Source organism: Nostoc sp. FACHB-892, assembly GCF_014698795.1.
Taxonomy (GTDB): domain Bacteria; phylum Cyanobacteriota; class Cyanobacteriia; order Cyanobacteriales; family Nostocaceae; genus Nostoc.
Genome location: NZ_JACJTR010000073.1, coordinates 1 through 19,187, shown reverse-complemented (window position 1 = coordinate 19,187; position 19,187 = coordinate 1). Strand labels below are relative to the sequence as shown.

At 42.9% G+C, this 19,187-nt stretch carries 20 protein-coding genes and 2 pseudogenes; 13 read left to right on the top strand and 9 right to left on the bottom strand.

Features of this window, described 5'->3' with window-relative positions; translation table 11 throughout:
• Both H6G96_RS40975 and H6G96_RS37385 read left to right on the top strand, forming a co-directional pair.
• Window positions 1-222, top strand: a pseudogene (locus H6G96_RS40975) (ISAs1 family transposase); the annotation flags it as partial.
• Window positions 223-225: 3 nt separating this feature from the next.
• Window positions 226-726 (top strand): CPBP family glutamic-type intramembrane protease, encoded by a 501-nt coding sequence (locus H6G96_RS37385; protein ID WP_190919231.1) that lies wholly within the window; start codon window positions 226-228, stop codon window positions 724-726.
• Between the two features lie 152 nt (window positions 727-878).
• Here H6G96_RS37385 and H6G96_RS37380 read toward each other — a convergent pair whose 3' ends face one another.
• Window positions 879-2,189, bottom strand: coding sequence for a glycosyltransferase (locus H6G96_RS37380; protein WP_190919229.1), 1,311 nt, complete (start codon window positions 2,187-2,189; stop codon window positions 879-881).
• 130 nt (window positions 2,190-2,319) lie between these two features.
• Window positions 2,320-3,023, bottom strand: a pseudogene (locus H6G96_RS37375) (winged helix-turn-helix domain-containing protein).
• A gap of 283 nt (window positions 3,024-3,306) precedes the next feature.
• Here H6G96_RS37375 and H6G96_RS37370 point away from each other — a divergent pair.
• Window positions 3,307-3,600: a hypothetical protein gene (locus H6G96_RS37370; protein WP_190919227.1), complete on the top strand. Its 294-nt coding sequence runs from the start codon at window positions 3,307-3,309 to the stop codon at window positions 3,598-3,600.
• 223 nt (window positions 3,601-3,823) lie between these two features.
• Here the strand turns inward: H6G96_RS37370 and H6G96_RS37365 are convergent, their stop codons facing one another.
• The gene (locus H6G96_RS37365; RefSeq protein WP_190919226.1) at window positions 3,824-4,111 is read right to left on the bottom strand and encodes a hypothetical protein; all 288 of its coding nucleotides are present in this window, start codon (window positions 4,109-4,111) and stop codon (window positions 3,824-3,826) included.
• A 186-nt stretch (window positions 4,112-4,297) separates the two neighbouring features.
• Here H6G96_RS37365 and H6G96_RS37360 point away from each other — a divergent pair, with 186 nt between their 5' ends.
• Entirely contained in the window at window positions 4,298-4,759 is a 462-nt protein-coding gene (locus H6G96_RS37360) for a hypothetical protein (protein WP_190919223.1), read from the top strand.
• A gap of 196 nt (window positions 4,760-4,955) precedes the next feature.
• Here the strand turns inward: H6G96_RS37360 and H6G96_RS37350 are convergent, their stop codons facing one another.
• Window positions 4,956-5,582, bottom strand: coding sequence for a hypothetical protein (locus tag H6G96_RS37350; protein ID WP_190919220.1), 627 nt, complete (start codon window positions 5,580-5,582; stop codon window positions 4,956-4,958).
• A 191-nt stretch (window positions 5,583-5,773) separates the two neighbouring features.
• Here H6G96_RS37350 and H6G96_RS37345 point away from each other — a divergent pair, with 191 nt between their 5' ends.
• The 5 genes from H6G96_RS37345 (at window position 5,774) to H6G96_RS37325 (ending at window position 8,882) form a co-directional block, all read left to right on the top strand.
• Window positions 5,774-6,148 carry a hypothetical protein gene (locus H6G96_RS37345; protein WP_190919218.1) on the top strand — a complete coding sequence of 125 codons (375 nt, stop codon included), beginning with the start codon at window positions 5,774-5,776 and terminating at the stop codon, window positions 6,146-6,148.
• A gap of 10 nt (window positions 6,149-6,158) precedes the next feature.
• The gene (locus H6G96_RS37340) at window positions 6,159-6,572 is read left to right on the top strand and encodes an HNH endonuclease signature motif containing protein (protein ID WP_190919215.1); all 414 of its coding nucleotides are present in this window, start codon (window positions 6,159-6,161) and stop codon (window positions 6,570-6,572) included.
• A gap of 118 nt (window positions 6,573-6,690) precedes the next feature.
• A complete protein-coding gene (locus tag H6G96_RS37335) occupies window positions 6,691-7,713 on the top strand; it encodes a site-specific integrase (protein ID WP_190919212.1) in 1,023 nt (340 codons plus the stop codon).
• A 3-nt stretch (window positions 7,714-7,716) separates the two neighbouring features.
• Complete coding sequence (locus tag H6G96_RS37330; protein ID WP_190919210.1) at window positions 7,717-8,184, top strand: hypothetical protein; 468 nt, start codon at window positions 7,717-7,719, stop codon at window positions 8,182-8,184.
• A 2-nt stretch (window positions 8,185-8,186) separates the two neighbouring features.
• Complete coding sequence (locus tag H6G96_RS37325; protein ID WP_190919207.1) at window positions 8,187-8,882, top strand: hypothetical protein; 696 nt, start codon at window positions 8,187-8,189, stop codon at window positions 8,880-8,882.
• A gap of 290 nt (window positions 8,883-9,172) precedes the next feature.
• Here the strand turns inward: H6G96_RS37325 and H6G96_RS37320 are convergent, their stop codons facing one another.
• Window positions 9,173-9,787 carry an NUDIX hydrolase N-terminal domain-containing protein gene (locus H6G96_RS37320; RefSeq protein WP_190919204.1) on the bottom strand — a complete coding sequence of 205 codons (615 nt, stop codon included), beginning with the start codon at window positions 9,785-9,787 and terminating at the stop codon, window positions 9,173-9,175.
• 508 nt (window positions 9,788-10,295) lie between these two features.
• On the opposite strand from H6G96_RS37320, the gene H6G96_RS37315 reads away from it, so the two are divergent.
• Window positions 10,296-10,460 carry a hypothetical protein gene (locus tag H6G96_RS37315; protein ID WP_190919202.1) on the top strand — a complete coding sequence of 55 codons (165 nt, stop codon included), beginning with the start codon at window positions 10,296-10,298 and terminating at the stop codon, window positions 10,458-10,460.
• 139 nt (window positions 10,461-10,599) lie between these two features.
• Here the strand turns inward: H6G96_RS37315 and H6G96_RS37310 are convergent, their stop codons facing one another.
• The 3 genes from H6G96_RS37310 to H6G96_RS37300 form a co-directional block, all read right to left on the bottom strand.
• Window positions 10,600-10,863, bottom strand: coding sequence for an EVE domain-containing protein (locus tag H6G96_RS37310; RefSeq protein WP_347242334.1), 264 nt, complete (start codon window positions 10,861-10,863; stop codon window positions 10,600-10,602).
• 140 nt (window positions 10,864-11,003) lie between these two features.
• Complete coding sequence (locus H6G96_RS37305; RefSeq protein WP_190919199.1) at window positions 11,004-13,541, bottom strand: calcium-binding protein; 2,538 nt, start codon at window positions 13,539-13,541, stop codon at window positions 11,004-11,006.
• 1,078 nt (window positions 13,542-14,619) lie between these two features.
• On the bottom strand, window positions 14,620-14,763 hold the full coding sequence (locus H6G96_RS37300; protein ID WP_190919196.1) for a hypothetical protein: 144 nt from the start codon (window positions 14,761-14,763) through the stop codon (window positions 14,620-14,622).
• 247 nt (window positions 14,764-15,010) lie between these two features.
• On the opposite strand from H6G96_RS37300, the gene H6G96_RS37295 reads away from it, so the two are divergent.
• The gene (locus H6G96_RS37295; protein ID WP_190919193.1) at window positions 15,011-15,379 is read left to right on the top strand and encodes a hypothetical protein; all 369 of its coding nucleotides are present in this window, start codon (window positions 15,011-15,013) and stop codon (window positions 15,377-15,379) included.
• A gap of 280 nt (window positions 15,380-15,659) precedes the next feature.
• Here H6G96_RS37295 and H6G96_RS37290 read toward each other — a convergent pair whose 3' ends face one another.
• Window positions 15,660-16,601, bottom strand: coding sequence for a hypothetical protein (locus H6G96_RS37290; protein ID WP_190919191.1), 942 nt, complete (start codon window positions 16,599-16,601; stop codon window positions 15,660-15,662).
• A 432-nt stretch (window positions 16,602-17,033) separates the two neighbouring features.
• Between H6G96_RS37290 and H6G96_RS37285 the strand changes: the two genes are divergently transcribed.
• Window positions 17,034-17,297: a hypothetical protein gene (locus tag H6G96_RS37285; protein WP_190919189.1), complete on the top strand. Its 264-nt coding sequence runs from the start codon at window positions 17,034-17,036 to the stop codon at window positions 17,295-17,297.
• Between the two features lie 146 nt (window positions 17,298-17,443).
• Complete coding sequence (locus H6G96_RS37280; RefSeq protein WP_190919187.1) at window positions 17,444-18,949, top strand: NAD(P)/FAD-dependent oxidoreductase; 1,506 nt, start codon at window positions 17,444-17,446, stop codon at window positions 18,947-18,949.
• Window positions 18,950-19,187 lie beyond the last annotated feature (238 nt).

Genomic DNA, 19,187 nt, shown 5'->3' with positions numbered 1-19,187 from the left:
ACCTTCAATGAAGACGCTTGCCGCGTCCGTACTGGCCATGCTCCACAAAATCTATCATTGCTGCGTCGAATTGCACTTAACGCTTTAAATTTGGAACAATCACTCAAGCGAAGTAACCGTCAAAAATCAAACAGAGCTGCTATGGATAACAACTATATGTTGACCATTTTAACTGCTTGCTTATCTCATCATCATGATGCTGAAAAGCTTTGTTGTCAATAGCCTTTGAAATGCGCTTACCCTGCTAGTCCTGCTAACTTGCGAATTTTAGGATTACCTTTAATAGGATTAACAAGTTTATTATTAATAATAGGATTTCAGTCTAACTTTCTCAAAATACATATATTACAAAAATCTTGGGAAGAAGTTATTAAAATTATTGCTTTCTCTTTTTTCATCCTTGGATTAAGTGAGGAACTATTTTTCCGCGTTATATTTTTACCTCATCCTAATGAAAAAGTTTCAATTAAGACACAATTTATCTGGGGAATCATTGCTTTGACGGTCTTTATTATATATCATCCACTTCAAGGATTAACTTGGAATCCTAGCGGTCACGAAGTTTTTTTAGAGCCTACTTTCTTAATACTAGCATGTTTGTTAGGTGCTATCTGTACAATCGCTTACTTGATATCTGGCTCTATTTGGCTTCCCGCTATTATTCATTGGTTAGCTGTTATCATTTGGATAATATTATTGGGAGGTTTTGCTAAGTTCAGTCACTAAAAATTATCACAATACTATTTTTGGACTTCATCAGATTTACAGGGATAAATTAGATTATCTACAATTTCTTTGGCAGCCACAAGCACAGGTGGCATCACTTTGGTTAGCTGATTATTTGTTGCATTGATGTATTATTTAATTGTTGTATTAACTTACTCAATCAAACCCAGATGCCGATGGAATGCTTCAACAGCATTCGCCACACCATCTTCATCCCTAATCTTCTGGCCTAACTCCTGGGCTTTACACCGCATTCCCTCATCACGCAGCACGATTTCAATTGCTGCTGCTAGAGTTTCTTCTGATACCTTTTGGTACGGTATCGGTTGCGGGCTGACTCCCAACCGAGTTAGCTTTTCACCCCAAACTGGCTGGTCTGCAAAGAAGGGTACAGTAATTGATGGTGTCCCTGCACGTAACACTGCCGCCGTTGTACTAGCTCCTCCGTGATGTACTACTGCTGGCACTTGGGGAAACAACCAATCATGAGGAACTTCCTTGATCACAAACACTCGTAGCGAATCTTTTATATTCACTGTTCTTCCAACGTCGCCCCAGCCTGACAATATAATCCCGCCTTGATGTGTTTTCTTTAAGGCTTCTACGATGTAATGTGTGAGATATTCTGGATTGGGCATCGTCATGCTGCCGAACCCAAAACACAAAGGTAATTGCTTTCGTCCAAGAAAATCCTCTAGTTCCAGAGGTGGCTCATATTCGGAGGCTTGCTCAATAAACCAGAAACCAGTCACATACGCCCAATGCGGCCAATCACGAGGTTTTGGGATGACGTGCGAACTAAATCCATACAACACAGGGATTCGTGATACATTTGCCGGAGTCTTCTGTCTGAAGCGTCTGCCCAAATATGGTAAAGGCGGCAATTTCAAAGTTTCTGTTCTGAAGTGATTGAGCAGTTGACGATATCTTTGCCAGTGCAAGAACTCTACTAGTAAGTAGCTGCCATAATTGATCGCTTTCTTTAGCGGGTTTTTAGTTGTTTGAGCAAATTTCAAAAACCCAAACATCCCTGTGGGAGTCAACGGTAGAACTGATACAAAAAAGCAAGGTACGCCTAATTTCTCTGCAATGTGATATCCCCAATTGGCTAGCGGCGTGTAGATAATTACCTCACTTCCAACACACGCACTCCAAGCTGATTCCAACTGTTGAAGTAAAAGCTTATCTCCTTCTTCTTTTTTCAACTTTTCTCCCGCAATCAATCGCTGCCCTTGCTTGGATTGCAGAAACTCTTCCATATTGCCAGCGATCGGCGCAAACTTTAAATCGAACTTCCTCACAAATGGTTCAAAGTTCTCATGCGTTGCAACCGTTATTTCATGCCCAGCACGTTTCAAGCCAATAGCCAAAGCGCAGTATGGTTGCAAATCTCCTCTTGAACCTACTGTTAGGATCGTAATCTTCAGTTTCCGACTTGGTGCTATAGGTAGACTTTGGCTCAAATGCTTTTTCCTGCTGAAAACTCCAGTATCCAAAAATTGTACTAATTTCCTGTGCCTCTCTATCAGAGCACTAAAATTAAAACAAATAACTTCATCAACCTTAAACAAGTGACATTTGGCGGTTTTATGATTAATGCTCTAGTTGAGCAATTCGTTGAAAAAAGTAACCACTTCCTCTTGCTGTGAGTATATATTCTGGATTTTCCGGATCATCTTCTAACTTCGAGCGCAAACGTGAGATATGCACATCCACCACACGAGTATCTGCATGTTGTTCTGCGTTATAACCCCACACTTGCTGCAATATTTCTCCACGGGTAAAAGATTTGCCGGGATAGCTCATCAATAACTCTAGTAAGCTGTACTCTACACCCGTTAATGGAAGCCGCTCACCTGCTTTGTAGACTTGTCGCTTATTGGTATCAATTTTGAGATTGTCTATAACCATTACTCCCAAGTTAGAAATAGCAGCAGTAGTTGTTCTATCGTTTCTTCGTCGCAGCAACGAGCGAATTCTTGACTCTAATTCCTTGGGAGAGAAAGGTTTCGCCATATAATCATCAGCCCCTAATTCCAGCCCTGTGATCCGATCTGCTACATCTCCCAAAGTTTTGGCATCATTACATCCAAAACTATCAAATCAGGGGTTTCTTTACGAAAAGCCAATAAAGCTTCTTCACCGTCACTTGCAGTGACTACATCGTAGCCAATCATCTCAAGACGCGTTTGTAAAATCCGGCGGATGCTGGCTTCGTCATCTACTACTAAAATTGTGCCTTTATCACCTGATAAGTTTCTCAACGCTGTTCCTCCACAGCGAGAACTCTTAACCATCCATTATCTGCTTATTGGGAGACAAAACCACAAAACAATCTTGACCTACAGTCATGATGAAGAAGCGATCGCTTAATACTTGCATCTGTGCAACTAGATTATGCTAGGGCTAGGGCATCTGCCCAAAAAAGATATTTATGTCCAATTAATAAATTCCTCAACAAGGGACTCGTATTTTCCATAGATTTGGTGTACCTTGTTAATTCTGTGCAATTATTAATACCCATCTTCTCTCAACTTTACCCATCCAAATTTTAAGCCAATGCCTTCGAGGGAACAGCCAATGAAAACTTCTAATGATACAGATACGAAGAAAATCATCAAAAAATCTGACAAGCTCACGCTGAGACAGATGAAATTAATCGAGGAGGCTGAAGACCAACTTCTTGAAGCTAATACTGTCAATTCTACTGCCCCTGTGGTTGAGGTTGAGGAGAAACCAGTAGCAATTTCAGAGCCTAGAGTTCCTGACTATGTTCCATTCCTTGACAATCCTCCAGTACAATCTGTGGGCAATTCCGGCTGGCAGGTTTCTGATGTCTGGCGGGATATTCGGGTAGATGATTTTTGTGGGTGATAATCTTGCTAAATATAGGTGCAAAAAGATACGTTATTGCTGTGTGTAAACACTGTTACAAACAGAAGTTTTCTTTTGGTAAAGAAGCCTAGAAAATAATCAACGACAGCACTAAAGTTGAGCGCATAGGTGACTCATCGCAAACATCGCAATGGCATCAAGTTGTTTAATAGTTAAAGACTTTTTTTAAGGTTTAGGTTCAGTTTCCGGCAAACCATTCGATTTACCGTAGCCCTGTAATTGCTTGCTTGCTTGCTTCAATGAGTGCTGAAAAGTTATCAAGTTGCAGCGTATTAAACTTGATAACTCCAATAACTCCTTTGAACTGAGTATCATTCATAAACGATTGGTCAGCTTGGGCAGTTGCCTTTTGACCCCACAACAGATTCAACCGTTGCATTCGCCACAAACCCAAGCGGTGAATTTCTTGCCCAGGAATGAGAAAATCACCGTTATTGGTTTGTAAAACGGTCTGTCTTTCACTGTAGGGTTGAATGGTTCCTGAAAGCATTAAATTTTCTCTTTTACCAATATTTGCTACCAGTCCTAGATTAACCCACAAAGCGCGATCGCGGGTAATATCGTTTTTTGTGGGTTAGACGACATTGAGAGTCAGGAAAAGCGATGCCTGCGGTAACCCCAAGGGGGAACGCAATTAAGTTATGATTTGGGTAGACAAAGCTACCCAAGTCTAGCCATGAGCCGACCACAATTAAACATCAAGTTTGATGGTGAGGGGGAGAAAGAATTACTTGAGACTGTCAAGACACGGGCCCAAGATGAACGTATTTCTCTCAAAGAGTTTGTTTTGGATGCCTTGAAAAATCGCCTGAGAGTTCACCTTGCTACCCAATCTACCCAATCTACCCAATCTACCCAACCCAAACCAGCTGTCACTAAGCTAGAAGTAGACGAACTGAAGCGGCGAATAGTTGATATTCAGATAAGTTTGATGGGTGAGGTTAGAAAGGATAGAAAACAAATTGCCGCACTAGCACAAGCCATCGCTCTGATTGAGTCACGCTTGGATGTCCTCGACCCTCCCAACATAGTGACAGTTGAAGATAGTCAGGCTAGACAGTTTAGACAAGGGGAAACCTGGGAGAATAATGCTGTTGAGTTTTTAGAGGCAATCAGCTGGGGTGATGATAATGGGTGAGATTAACGATTTACGATTCACTGCGCCACCATCCGACTTGGAGCGATGGGAATGGTTTTTTAAGGAGATGGAGAAACGCGGACTAATAACTATTTTTGAAAGCTCCAAACAGTACCCCAACCGGGGCGACTCGAAACTAAAGCGGCAGTATTTCAAGGTCAAGTTAAATGCACAAAACTCTGATTAGTTTCTTTGACTAATCTAGGGTATTGGCTGCCTCAAGTAACAGTTCCACAGTTGTTGCTAAGAGCGTTCGTACACGAGTTAACTGATTTCGGCGCTCAATTCCCAGCCGTGCTTCAGTGTTTCGCGGATCGTCATCATGGCTTAAATGAACAACTTTCACTTTTTGCTGTTTTTCAGATGGTTCAAATATTGGCTCAGTCGCAGTGAGTTTGTTGTATCCATAAACTCCACTTGGGCGCTTCACATTATAATGATGTATTTCACACCCACCAGGAGCAATGTAGCATCCTTCTAGATTATTTAAGTTGTGATGCAACTGTTCAACACAGGCGGCGATCGCTTCCATTTGTGCAGCAACGCCTAGCGATTCTGCACTTTGAGGACAACCTCTCGACATCAGCATCATCACTGCCGCTTCACGGCGCGTGGTTCTAAAGGTTTCCTCTGTGCGTTCCCACTCCTGTTGCCGTTGGCAAGACGCAATCTCCCGCACGCGAATTAGTTCGATCTCTTCATCTGGAGTCAACTTAATAGCTGTTCCACAGGTTGTATAATTGGAGCATTCTCCAGGGTCAATACCCGGTTGCAACATCATTGAGGCACAGTCAAAGCCAAGTCCACATATCTTACGTGGCATAATTTCCAATTAGTTCTAGCTTAATAAACTTATTTTAATAGCTAGAACAAAGGGGTGTGTAAAAACAAGTAATATTAATCGTAGTTTTAGTCGGATAAAAGATAAGGGTTACTTATTTTGTGTTGTAACCTTGTATTACTATGTAACTTAAAGCATAATGTGAGCAAACACCTTAATTCATGGTTGGAGACGTGGCAAAATTAACGATTCAGATCCCGGATGAACTAGCTCAACGTCTAGAACCTTTGCAGAGTCGCTTACCCCAATTACTTTGGTTATTGTTGGATGCAGATGTGCAACAAACAAGCGATCAGCCAAAAGTGAATGCACAAACTGTAGAGATTTCCGAAGTGTATCAAGAAGTGCTGGATTTCTTGATTAAACGTCCAACGCCAGAAGAGATAATTGCTTTTAAAGTTTCATCACAAGCGCAAATGCAGTTAGAAGCATTATTAGAGAAAAACCGTTCTACTTCACTAACTCAGATGGAATTAGCTCAATTAGATGTTTACGAACAATTAGAACATCTAATGATTCTGCTAAAGGCCCGCGCTATGGAAAAGTAATGAAAATTTGATGGCCAGTACTTCAATTTCAACAGAACTTCGCAAGCTGGTAGCTAGTAGAGCGTCAGGACGCTGTGAATATTGTTTAATTCACCAAGATTTTTCAATATATACCCATGAAGTAGATCATATTCTTGCTATGAAACATGGGGGCAAAACTTTGGCGGAAAATTTAGCTCTTTCATGTTTATCATGCAATCGTCATAAAGGTTCTGATTTTGCGACAATTGACTCGGCTACCGGAGAAATAGTGCCATTATATAATCCTCGCCGTCAGATTTGGGATGAACATTTCTATTTTGAGAGTGTAAGAATTGAGGGAAAAACTCAAGTAGGGCAAGCAACTGCAAAGTTACTTCAGTTTAATCTTCCTAATCGATTACTACAAAGGCAAGTATTAATGAGTCAGCAAAAATATCCTTGAGTATGTAAAGTTAGTATTTTATAAGAGCTAATGGTATGAAAGCTAATTAATTGTTTTATAAAAGTTATAAATACTAGAGAAGAAATATAAACATTAAAATTATTTATTTGGTTTAAAGATGGATTATAGCACAGATTCTTTACCTCCGATAAAACTTATACCATTGGATAAAAATTTATCTAGTGTGCAAACAACAAAACATAGAAGTTATGTTAAAATTAGCACACCTACAGATATTCGATGGATAAAGGTACTGGAATTTTTACGCAGCAATAACCTAGCGCCTAACAGTCGAAAATTGTACGAACGTGAACTAAAGAGATTCTTGGGATGGACGCAATTGCACTTTAATGAGTTACGCCCACGTCACCTTGGTTTGTACAAAGAATATCTACGGGATGAAGTAAGGGCTGATACAGGTAAGCCACTTTCAAAAAGCAGCATCAATGCCGGAGTTGCTGCACTCAAAAGCTTTTTTAAATGGATGTCCTATACGTATCCTGACATTATTGCTACTAATCCCACACTGGGAATTAAACTGGAAAAAGTGCCACTGCCACCAGCCCAGAGTTTAACCCCAGAACAAATAGAACAGGTATGGTCAGCATTAGAGTTATTGGGGGAAACAAAGCAACGGGATACAGCACTGGTTCACATTCTCAGTCATGGACTCCGGGCAGGAGAAGTTGTGCAGCTAAATGTTGGGTCATTTGATGGCAAGCTGCTATTTTTACCAGACACCAAAACCAATGAACCACGCTTAGTTCCACTGCGAAAAGAGAGTCGGGAAGTTTTAGCAGAGTATGTACAATTGCGCGAACAGCAAGGAGAAGTGTTAAACAGCGACTCCCCACTGATGATTTCACACCATGCTTCATACAAAGGTGAACGCTTGAGTTATCACGGGATTTACTTCGCTGTAGAAAAAATTGGTGAAATAGCTCATATTGAGGATTTGCACCCTCACTCCTTTCGCCACACCTATGCCACTGACTTATTGTTATTGGGAGTTGACCCCAGCCATGCACGAAAACTAACAGGACATCAAAGCGAGAAAGCGTTTCGGCGCTATACCCTTCGCAGTGAGCAAGAAGCTGCGATCGCTGCTTACTATCGCGCGATTAGCGAAGACGTGGAGTAAGGTATGCCCAAGCCACTCGATCCCAAGTGTCAGTTATGTTCCAAACTACCAACTGCCCAAGCCAAGGTTTTACATGGGACAGCAGGGGACGGGTGTTGGAATCCACGCATTTGCCACAATCGCCGCTCATTCTATCGCCACCGCTCCCAGAAGAATTCAGCAGAAATTGATTCAGTAACAGTCGAACCACCAGCAACATATTTTGCAGTGCTGTATTTGTATAAAGAGCCAGGGGATAAACCATTACACGCGTTGGGTGCAGAACTCTGGTTGGGGCAAAAACCTGTTTGCCGCTTAGAACCAATTCACTGCTTTGGGTTAACGGCTGGTAAAATACGCGCCTATACAGATCAGGTGTTGCAGGCTTTTGCTAAACAATACAGTGTTTCACTATATCAATATAAGGATATGTTTGAGATTACCTCAAGCTACTGCCCAGTGCGACCCTGCCCGTTAAATCCTGAATTGTAGCAATGACCACATACCACCAATTAACAATCTGGGATGTGCTGGATGAGTTGTCCGAATCTCCACCAACTTCTTCCCTTGATGCAGTATGGCAGTGCTTGGATACAGAACTGTATGATTTACCTATTGAAACCCAATTATCAACCGCAGGTATTGCCTTCAGTCAAATTGCGGATATTCTCAAGTCTCGTGCCGAGGTGCTGTTGCAAGATACCCGCGATCGCAATAACCCAAAGGGGCCAATTATTAGCACCGATCTCTTTGCTGGGTTGGTACGGACAACAATGCACCTAGATTTAGATGATTTGATTGAACCGGAAACACCACAAACCTTTAAACCACACGGGCCACACCAATTTTCACATTCTACTGAAGAGGGTGATTCTGTAGTAGCACCCGTTGAGAAAGCGAATGTTTTGGCAATGCTCGATCAGGTGACAAGTTTAGAAGATGTCCGCAATTTGGCATCAGATGAAGATGTGCCAAAATGGCAAAGTGCAATCGCTAACTACCTGATAAATGTCAAAGATGAGATTTCTTTAGTTAAACTGCAACGTGCGTTGGAAATGCCGATGGTAGAAGTCTGGTTGGGATTATTGCTGGGTGGGTTTACATTAGAACAGCGTGGTGATTTTTATCACAACCATAATGTCTGGGTGAAAAGCTCTCCAATTATGACCAGCAACATCCTTGAGGGATGACGGTCAAAGAGTCCAAAAAAGCGGATAAAATCAAGCTAGTCTCTGCTGAAGACGAGAACATAAAAAATTGTGGCTGCTCCTACTGTAACCGTGATACCAATTCACGAAAAAGTTGATACAGATGCAAACGGTAAAAGTTATGCTGAGTCTCACTTTCTTAATTTTGAATTCTGAATTGGTATTACGTGTCCTGATAACGAGTTCGAGGTAATCTGCTGCCGCTCACCTTTACCGTTAGACTGCAACACTTTCAATCAAATTCCTGATCTGAGACTCAGGAATGAATGGCGCTAGCCTTGACTGCGTTGATTGCGCCAGTACTGGTGTGCTGCTTCGGCTTCAACCTGATGATCGAGATGCCATCTATTGATAGACCATATATCGTAGTACCCAATCTTCGTTGTTTCATGCGATTCTTGCAACGTTCCACCGACAACCATGCAATAAAACTGGAGATGATAAGTAGTGTGCGGCTGCCCAAAATCTCCAGGCATACGCCAACCAAGACGAATCAACGAACCAACTTCCACAAGCAAACCTGTTTCTTCTAGCACTTCGCGCACAATCGACTGCTGTGGCGTTTCTCGAACTTCAGCCCAACCACACGGCAAGCACCACGTACTATCGTCAGTTCGCTGAACCAACAATAACTGGCCCTGGTCGTTTAATATTGCAGCGGACACTCCCACTTTCGGCGTAATGTAACCTAGCTCTGTGCGAAATCGCTTCTCTACTTCTGAACTAGGGAGGGAACACAGTGCTGAATACTGTGCCGAAGCAAGAGCAAGAAGTCGCTCGTAGCGCTCGCGATCGTAAACGTCCTTTGAATAGTTCAATCCAAGCTGTGCTATTGCTCGCAGTTCTTCTAGCAATTCGATAATGCTCAAGGTGTCATCGTTAGCCACAACGGGTAGTCCTAACTATTAATTTAACAGCACTGCGGTCTAATACCGCCACTCACGTTCTTTAGCAGCAATTGCTGTGGTTTATTTATCATAATTACTTTGATGCTACATCGTCAGCACATTCCTCAAGCGATGCCTTTTATGAAGAGACGCTACCACCATTCTTAAAAAATAAACTGAAAATGACTTTATAGTTTCATGGCATGATAGCGATTAAAGAGCGGCTTATTCCGGTAAGACATCATTTGGTATAAAAGCAACAGAAACACGGGGAAATTTTGTACAAGCTCTTTAGAATAGGCACTTTTGCCAGCTTTTTAACCAAAGTTTCTTTTGTAGTATTTATGTAGTATTAATTTTGGAGTATTTTTCTGACCTGAAGCATCATTTATTAACTATAAAGTCATTTTTAGTTTATTTATTTCACAATTTTTAAATTTTTCTTTTAGAAGTGTATTTTTAGGGGGAACCACAAAAAAGGTACCAGCCGTGTTCTTAATTGCTTGTTGTGTGGCGTGGATCTGGATGGTACTTTCAGTATCTTTATGAACGGGTAAGTGCCTTACCACCCAAATCGGGAAAATTGATTTGCATGAAGATGAAGCGATCGCCTCGCTCCTTTGCTACTTGGGTAGCTACTCATTTTGGAGCGCATGAGTGCGATCGCTCTTGATATAGGGCACAAGACACGAATAAATCAGCCCAGCCGTATCAATAATATTTTTGGCAAAACCGAGATATCTAGGCGATGAAAGCCCTCAAGGCGAAAGCGACGGCTGGGCTGATTTATTTATTGGATCTCCCAAGGATGGCTATCTCGATTGAGTAGATGAGGTTTTCATCGCCAAAATAATCTTCGCCACTACTTCAGAAATGGGAAGCACCGATAATCGATTTCCTGGTCTTAGCACCATTAATTCCTCAGAGCTAAACTTCTCCCTAAGCGTTGATAGCAAGATGGGGTGAGAAAAAGTTTCAACGAATTCCACTAGAACTGTTTGCCACCGAGGGGATTCTGAACTTGATTTCGGGTCGTAGTATTGTGAGAATTCAGCACGGGCTAAACGCCCCGCTATCCATGTACAGGAGTCAGAAGCCAGAATTTAAAAGCAGTTCAGTATTACCTCTTCATGACAAAACCTCGACAAGAATTACGAAAACAACTGCAAACTTCTTAATTAGCAACTGTTTCCGCTTTTCTTAGTACCATTTGTCTTTAGGCTACATTAACTCCTAGCGTATAAGAACCAGGGTCAAAAAAGCTAGAACTGAAAGTTCCGCCATTTTGAGGGAAGTAATCAAAATCACTTACTGAAATGGAGTAAGTACCTGCCCCTAGTGAAGCGGTGATTGATTGAGAAGTACTGAAACTCTGTAAGTTTCCAGCACTATTAAATAGGCCGAGAACTGGAAAGGTACCACTGGAATTGGGCGTGCTAATAGTCACAGTTCCTGGGTTAGCTAAAGAAAATGTGAAAAAGTCGAAATCAGGATTGTTGCCTGGAAGTGTTGCCAGTTGAGCAGAGGTATTAACTTCTGAACCTGATGTTAAAGTACCTAGCTCCTCAGCAGTGGCTAGTGTGTTGTTTGTTCCTTGTCGAGCATCTTCTTTTTCGTAGAACAGGAAGTCGTCACTATCAAGCCTCAAAGACGACGCTTGCACAATACCAACGAGTTCATCTAGCTCTCCCCCTGATTTGTCCAGAAATACCCTTGTATTGGCTCCCACAGCCTGCAAGCGATAGTCTGCCAGTGTTCCTTTGAGCTGGATTGCATCCTCGTTGGAGTTGAAGCCACTGATGGTAGCGTAGTCTGCCAAACCACTACTTCCACTGTTATCGTCATAAAAGACATTAGTAGCATCTCCAAGTAAGAACTGATCTTCCCCAGGCCCTCCAGTTAGGATATCAACCTCCCCTAATCCAAGAGAATCAGAACCGTTAGTATCAACGCCTATGAGGACATCATTTCCAGGCCCTCCAAGCAGAGTGTCATTGCCGACCCCGCCAAGGAGTCGGTCATCGCCTTCTCCTCCTTCGAGAAGGTCATTGCCAGCCCCGCCAAACAGGCTGTCATTCCCATCCTCGCCCAAGACGAGGTCATTACCTTCCTGACCATCAAGAAAGTCATCGCTATCCCCACCAAGCAAGGTGTCATTGCCGCCTCTGCCAAAGACGGTATCACTGCTGCCTCCTCCAATCAGGGAGTCGTTAAAACTAGAACCAAAGACTTGCTCGATATTGAACAGGACATCATTCCCATCTCCCCCACTGGCAGTTCCAGTGCCAAGGTCAACGGTGACTCCGGCTGTGGCATTTAAATAATCAGTAGTATCAACACCAGTCCCACCAAAGAGCTGGTCATCCCCGCCTCCACCAACGAGTTGGTCATCCCCGTCTCCACCAAGCAGAATGTCATTGCCGCTGCCGCCTAGCAGGGTATCATTGCCTTCTCTACTAATGAGAGTGTCGCTCCCGTCCTCACCAACGAGTTGGTCATTGCCAGCCCCACCAAGCAGAATGTCAATGCCGCTACCGCCAAGCAGGGAGTCATCCCCGTTCCCGCCATTAATAAAGTCGTCGTTAGTCCCGCCAACGAGGGTGTCATTGCCGTTATCGCCAAAGAGGCGGTCATTACCAGCCCCACCATTGACAGAGTCATTCCCGTCCCCACCACTGAGGAAGAAGTCATTGCCAGCTCCGCCAAAGATGGTGTCATTGAACCTAGAACCAACGATTCTTTCAATCTCCAACAGGACATCATTCCTGCCCTGCCCTGTAGCGGTTCCAGTGGCAAGGTTAATCGTGACTCCGGCAGTGGCACTTAAATAATCAACAGTATCAACACCATCTCCACCGAAGAGTTGGTTATTGCCAGTCCCACCACGCAAGGTGTCATCGCCCAACCCACCACGGACAATATCATTGCCAACTTCACCATCAAGCACGTCATTGCCAACTCCACCATCAAGCACGTCATTGCCACCTCTACCAAATAGGGTGTCATTACCGCGCCCGCCAGTTAGGGAATCGTTGAAACCAGAACCAAAGACTTGTTCGATATTAAACAGGACATCATTCCCAGCCCCTCCACTGGCAGTTCCAGTCGCTAGGTTAACGGTGACACCAGCAGTGGTATTTGAATAGTCAGCAGTATCATTGCCAGTCCCACCAGAGATTTGGTCATCCCCGTCCCCTGCTTCGAGTCGGTCATTGCCAGCCCCGCCAAGGAGTCGGTCATCGCCAGCCTCACCAATCAAGAAGTCATTGCCATCCTCGCCATCAATCTGGTCATCGCTAGCCCCGCCATTGAGCGTGTCAACCCCTTCCCCGCCAAAGAGTTGGTCTTCACCGTCTTCTCCAGCGAGTCGGTCATTTCCGTCCCCGCCTTCGAGAAGGTCATTGCCAGATCCGGCAAGGAAAGCATCATTACCGAACCCACCAAGCAGGGTGTCGTCACCGCCTCTGCCAAGGAGTTGATCGTCATCCTCCTCGCCATCAAGCAGGTCATTGCCAGATCCACCAAGGAGGACATCATCGCCGAACCCACCAAGCAGGGTGTTGTCGCCCTCCTCACCATTGAGAAGGTCATTGCCGTCCTCGCCATTAAGCGAGTCATTGCCAGCCCCACCCAAGAGGTCATCATTGCCGCCCCGACCAAAAAGGTTATCATCACCGCCCTGACCAAGGATAGCGTCATTCTCAAACGTGCCAATTAGAGTGTTATTCCTGTTGTCTCCAATAATGTCTGCCATATCAATCCCCTCGGTTATAAGTTTGATTCAGAAATATTCGCTGGCAGAGGTGTCATAGATGAGTAGCCCTGCCACCGGGGAGAAACCCTAGATAGGTAGTTCAAATAAATGCAGCATCTACTTAGACTGGTTTCGTAACCGCTCAATAATCCTGGGTAAATCGCTCAGTAACAAGGCTCAAATGGTGTCTATGAGTAGCCCTGCCACCGGGGAGAAACCCTAGATAGGTAGTTCAAATAAATGCAGCATCTACTTAGACTGGTTTTGTAACCGCTCAATAATCCTGGGTAAATCGCTCAGTGACAAGGCTCAAATAGCGTAAACTCGTTCCTGAACTGGTAGCTCGCCCCGATTTATTGAGCGGATACGTTAAAAAGTTGGTTACAACCGCTAATCAACAGCATACTTGAATAGGTAAACAACCACTTACAAGTAGCAGAAATGACACAAAAGTTTTTAATATCATACCGGAGAATATTCAGAGATTGCAAAAATTAATGAATAATTCAAAGAAATGAAGAAGTTTTAATTTGATTTTCTATTTCTACCCCCAGAATTCCCCAGATGGTTGGTCTGACTTTTCACGGTAAGTCCTAAGTCCTCAAGTCTCGAAAAAGCGTGGCTTTTTCCACAAGCTAATTATCAATAGCTTTAAGTTAATGAGAATAGCTAACGGAAAAATCAGAGCTTGAGAAACCCTCAAAATGACCTTTTCCACATCCCCTGAAAAGTCAGGATGGTTGGTGAATTATTCCATTGGGAAACTTGTAGTAGGGAAAAAGCTCAGAAATTCCCACTAGGCATCACTGTGCCAAAAAAGGTTTTTTGTGCGAATCGAAAAATTCAAGTGCTTGAAATGACGATTTTTCGTTCAAACTCGATCAAAACTAGCAGTATAATTATAGTTTTTTCACCAAAAAGCGCTTCTTGAAAGGCTTACCTCATCTTACTTTCAGCCAAGCGAGTACAATTAACCCAGTTTGACACGGTGATGCCACTATCAACGAAAGAATGGGGCTTCAAGCGGTGTAGACTGTCCAGTTATGGCGGCTATAAAAGGACACTCCTCATTCACTACTCAGATTCCTTCTTGAAGCGAGCGATAAGCCATTCCGGCAACGTCTTCTCTACCAGACACTCCGCGATCACTTACTGCTTTCATACAACAAGTTAATTGTTGCATTCTTGTATTAACAATCAAGTTTACTTTGGCTGTCTCCACACAAGGTTGTACTCTCTCTCAACAGCCGCCAGCAGCAAAGCGTGCAAGGATAACAGATAAGGTTTAGTAAAATCCCCAATCCTTGCAATTGCAAAATACTTGAAACCCTTGATTTATCGTTACAATAGTATTAGTAGCTAATAACCTCCAGAGGGCTAGCCTGAGTGCTATTGAGCTTACTCGTCGTCAGAAGATTCCTTATCTTCTTCGTCATCCTTGTCAAAATTTGTATTGCTGAGGGAGACTTATGGGTGAATCGAAACGCCGAAAGGCAATATTAGGCAATCACTATGGTTTGCCTAATATTTTCAATGAAGTCCAATTAATGTGGACGCAGATTAATTTCTCGATCAAGCGAGTCAAAGATTCTGATAATGGATGTTTACTTATTCAGTGTTCCAACAATGACCGAGGATTCCATCAAGACACTATTGCCCAACTTCAGAAAGAAATAGAAAATTGGAAATGTGATTTGGATATTCCTATCTTGATCCAAGTTCTCCCAAGGGGAGTTAAAAATTCAGAAACTAAACTTTTTGATGGGTTCGTTACCCTTTGGTGCAATTGTCCGGAATTTAAATTGTGGCGAGAAATATTTGAAACTAAACGAGTTTAGTGAACTTTGTTGTATTAAATTATCAAGAAAGGCAGAGGGCAGAGGGCAGAGGGCAGAAGGCAGGAGGCAGAAGAAATACTGGTTTCTGCTCTCTGCCCCTGACAATCATGGAACAAGGGTTTAAGACCCCCACCAAATTTTCAATTTGGTAGCCCCAATTTAGGAGGGGTTGGAATCCCCTATAAAACATTGAACCTTCTGCCCGACGCTCGCGGACTCGCTAACGCTGCGCTATCTGCCTCCTGCCTCCTGCCTTCTTCAATGTTTCCTAGCTGCACCATCATTTCTGTTGCCTCCACTCGATTTTGTACTCCCGTTCCACAGCCACCAGCAGCTTTGCCTGCAAGGATGATAGATACGGTTTGGCTTGTTTCCCCAACCCCTGCAACAGCCAATCTACAGCCTCATCACGGCTAGCCACTTGATGCAACTGCCGTAACCTCACACATAACTGCTGCATAAAAAAGCAATCTTCATCAAGTAATTTCAGTGATTTCATCTGTTCGATTTTTACGGTGTAGTCGCCGTCCCAAGTCTGGACTGTACAATTGTATTCCCCAACGTGGCTGACTACTCCCCAATAACCCGTTTTACCTCTCAAGTCTGGGTTATCTTTGGGCAGAAGAATGCATATTTCCCCAATATGATAAGGATTGGGTACTTTCGTGCTTTCGCGTATCCTGTCCACCACGTCTTTCACGATCCGACCGGATGGAATCTTATTCCCAGCTTGCTCTACTGCCTGCTGCCATACATCCGCTTGCACAGCCGGTTCCAACTCGGCTTTCGCCAAAAACCGCAGTTGTCGTTCGTTGGTCGGCATTGGAATTTGCTGACCATTGGTCGGCAAAAACTTTTGAAGATTCTCGTAAACAGCAGTAGCCGAAATCTTCAAGTACGCTGCATCACGGCTGTAACCAAAGCGTTCGCGGCAGTATTCCTCAAAAGTTCGGTGCGTGGAACGGTATAGCCGTCTGTCTCTCAACTCCATTAATGCCTGACCCGCTTCTAAAAATGCACGTTCTACACGGCGTTCCAATTGCAAGCGTAAGCTTTGTTCTTGGTCGGTCAACTCTCTTACTTCAACAGCCGTAACCGTGATAGTTGCTGAAGCTGGGTTGTCTTGGATAGAAGTATTTTCGGGAGCAGAGTCAGTCGCTGACTTTGGTTCACCAGATGTCGCGGGGGTAATTTTCTTGCGTCTAGATGGTGGTTTGTTCATTATTCCACCTTCAGGCTGATAGTAGTTGAACAAATATTGAGTTGTGTCATCATTGAATACAGTGTTTCTTATCTTTACCCCTAACAATACCTTGGATGGGGTTTCCCATTGCTTTTTATATTTTGCAGTCTTAAGGCACTACCAAATATAAGACTTTTTAAAAAACCACCATACCAGAGCCACCACAACAGCAAAATACTAAACTTCTTAGCATTTGTTACTTTCGCAAAATGCCTACTATTTGAGCGTATTCTAGAAAATATCCTCTTCAACACACGAATAAAAGAACGGCTAATGCTTGATTATTTGACAGCGGGTATTGCATTTTGGATGACTTTGTTTGGAGTACAAGAGTCGTTGTTAGAATTTCGCCTGGGTTATCTCGGTCGTTACTAGTTTCTTTCCATTAGTGCTAGCTTATTCGTAAGCTTTTTGCTCTCTGCCCCGATTACTATCACGCTGATCATTAAAGTTGCAATAGCTCCGTTTACTTTTCCAGGTAATGTTATTCTTTGTGCGATCGCTGCGGTAATCTTTGGTGTGATTCTTAGTCTGGCGCAATGGTTGATACTTCGTCAAACCGAGATAACACTGAGAGTTTTTGTTGGTACGGCTTCCGTCTATACACTCTATTCACCAATACCAACACCATTAGCACTTATAAAGGACAACCAAAAGTCTCCATCAATCATCTGAGTTTTTCTCTCAACAATTTTACAAAAGTTTTTATTTCTGGAATAAAAAGCTCTGCAATGTGGTATTAATATGCTAATACACTGATACGCCTGTTTGAAGTTCCCTGTCAGATTTAGCCTGGTGTTGACTTGGCTTTCTTTTGCTTTATGGAAAAAATATATGATGTTGTAATTGTTGGTGCTGGCCCCGTTGGATTAGCAACTGCTATTGGCTTACGCAAGCATGGTATAGAAAATGTTCTTGTCCTCGACCAAACTCGTACCTTCCGTCAGGTTGGTCATGGGTTGGATCTTCTCCCAAATGGATTAAAAGCTCTCAAATGTTTAGATTCTAACGCTTACGAAGAGGTCAGAAAAACTAGTGTTAGGCTCTTTAATCCTCAACAATCTAATAACGAGAAAACTGTTAAAACCAATCAGGAACAAAAACCTCCAAACACTTCTCCTAGATGGGTTTACAAAAATTTACAGGGGCAGCTAATTCGGTCAATACTTCTTGGGTTCGACGACTGGTTTAAAGATTATGGGGAAGGTCGAGTGTCAGTTCCTTGGTATGATTTGCAGACAACCTTAAGACATCTACTACCTCAGGAACAGGTTCAAGCTAATCACCGTTGCATCGATGTTGTGGATGAACCAGAAAATGGGTGTGTCCGAATAGATTGCGTATCTAATACAAGCATAGAAACCAACCCCTATGGTCATTGGACAAACCGAGATAAACATAATGATACACAGTTCGAGAGTTCAAATACTGTCCCCAAACAATTAGAAACAAAATCGCTTCGAGCTAAGTTAATTATTGCAGCAGACGGGATTAACTCTACAATTCGTAAAGTTCTTTACAAAGATAGTCCATATTCTGATTTTGCACAGCCTAAATATTCAGGATTTGCAGCAATATCTTGTATGGAAACAGCTGAGATACCAAGTGAGCTGTGGACAGAATTACAAGATAAATTTTTTCAAGACTCGTCAATTGTAACACTCAGTAATGATCAAGTATTTAGTGATCAACCTTGGATAGAAAAACCAAGATTGATGTTATTTCGTAAACGAAGCAGTCAAGTTGGATATATCATAACTCTGGCTTTGCCTTTGGATTCATTACAGGGCAAGTCTGGAAGTTCTTTGATTAATTTAGCTGTACAGGAGTTAGAAAAGGGAGGCTTTCCTCACATACTCAAGCAATTAGTGCGTAGCTCTCCCCCTACTAATATGCAGCAGCGCCCATATTACATTCACCGCGCTACCATTTCAGATCCTATCCAAATTCCTAGCAAAATTGACATTAATACTGAAGAGTACCCTGTCAATTTTCAACCATCCTGGAGTAGCGGGCGAGTTGTACTGGTTGGTGATGCAGCGCATGGAATGCCTCCGTTCACAGCTCAAGGAGCTAATCAAGGACTTGAAGATGCACTAGCTATTGCAACGATTATTGCTAACATCGCTCTTGAAAATAACTGGGATGATAAGCAAGCTATAGCCATAGCCTTTGAGAAATATGAGCATCTTCGTCGTCCATTTGTGACATATGTCCAAAAGGCAACATTGACAGGTTTCCCTCACTCGTCAAATGAAAAGTGGCAAGAATATCAACAAAAGGTATATTGCCGTAATTTTGACCAAGTAGTAGAAGCGTTATTGTGAAAGCCTCTGCGAACAAGGCATAGTTAGGACGCAGATTAATTTTTCTCTCACTTGGTGTCATCTGTACCACTTGAAATAATTTTTCTGAGTTAATTGGACTTGATAATTTTCGTATCGGCTCAATAAGTCGGGGTAACGAATAAAAGTAAGAAGAGTTGCTAGCATCCGATTTCATGAGAGCTAACTATATTGTTCTAACGCAGGCATTCTATTTGAATGCAAACGCTTTACTATAAAG

Excerpts from the sequence above, each read along its gene's own strand:
- H6G96_RS37370 (WP_190919227.1), top strand. The coding sequence starts at position 3,307 with ATGAAAACTTCTAATGATACAGATACGAAGAAAATCATCAAAAAATCT.
- H6G96_RS37365 (WP_190919226.1), bottom strand. The coding sequence starts at position 4,111 with ATGCTTTCAGGAACCATTCAACCCTACAGTGAAAGACAGACCGTTTTA.
- H6G96_RS37360 (WP_190919223.1), top strand. The coding sequence starts at position 4,298 with ATGAGCCGACCACAATTAAACATCAAGTTTGATGGTGAGGGGGAGAAA.
- H6G96_RS37350 (WP_190919220.1), bottom strand. The coding sequence starts at position 5,582 with ATGCCACGTAAGATATGTGGACTTGGCTTTGACTGTGCCTCAATGATG.
- H6G96_RS37340 (WP_190919215.1), top strand. The coding sequence starts at position 6,159 with ATGGCCAGTACTTCAATTTCAACAGAACTTCGCAAGCTGGTAGCTAGT.
- H6G96_RS37335 (WP_190919212.1), top strand. The coding sequence starts at position 6,691 with ATGGATTATAGCACAGATTCTTTACCTCCGATAAAACTTATACCATTG.
- H6G96_RS37330 (WP_190919210.1), top strand. The coding sequence starts at position 7,717 with ATGCCCAAGCCACTCGATCCCAAGTGTCAGTTATGTTCCAAACTACCA.
- H6G96_RS37325 (WP_190919207.1), top strand. The coding sequence starts at position 8,187 with ATGACCACATACCACCAATTAACAATCTGGGATGTGCTGGATGAGTTG.
- H6G96_RS37305 (WP_190919199.1), bottom strand. The coding sequence starts at position 13,541 with ATGGCAGACATTATTGGAGACAACAGGAATAACACTCTAATTGGCACG.
- H6G96_RS37295 (WP_190919193.1), top strand. The coding sequence starts at position 15,011 with ATGGGTGAATCGAAACGCCGAAAGGCAATATTAGGCAATCACTATGGT.
- H6G96_RS37290 (WP_190919191.1), bottom strand. The coding sequence starts at position 16,601 with ATGAACAAACCACCATCTAGACGCAAGAAAATTACCCCCGCGACATCT.
- H6G96_RS37280 (WP_190919187.1), top strand. The coding sequence starts at position 17,444 with ATGGAAAAAATATATGATGTTGTAATTGTTGGTGCTGGCCCCGTTGGA.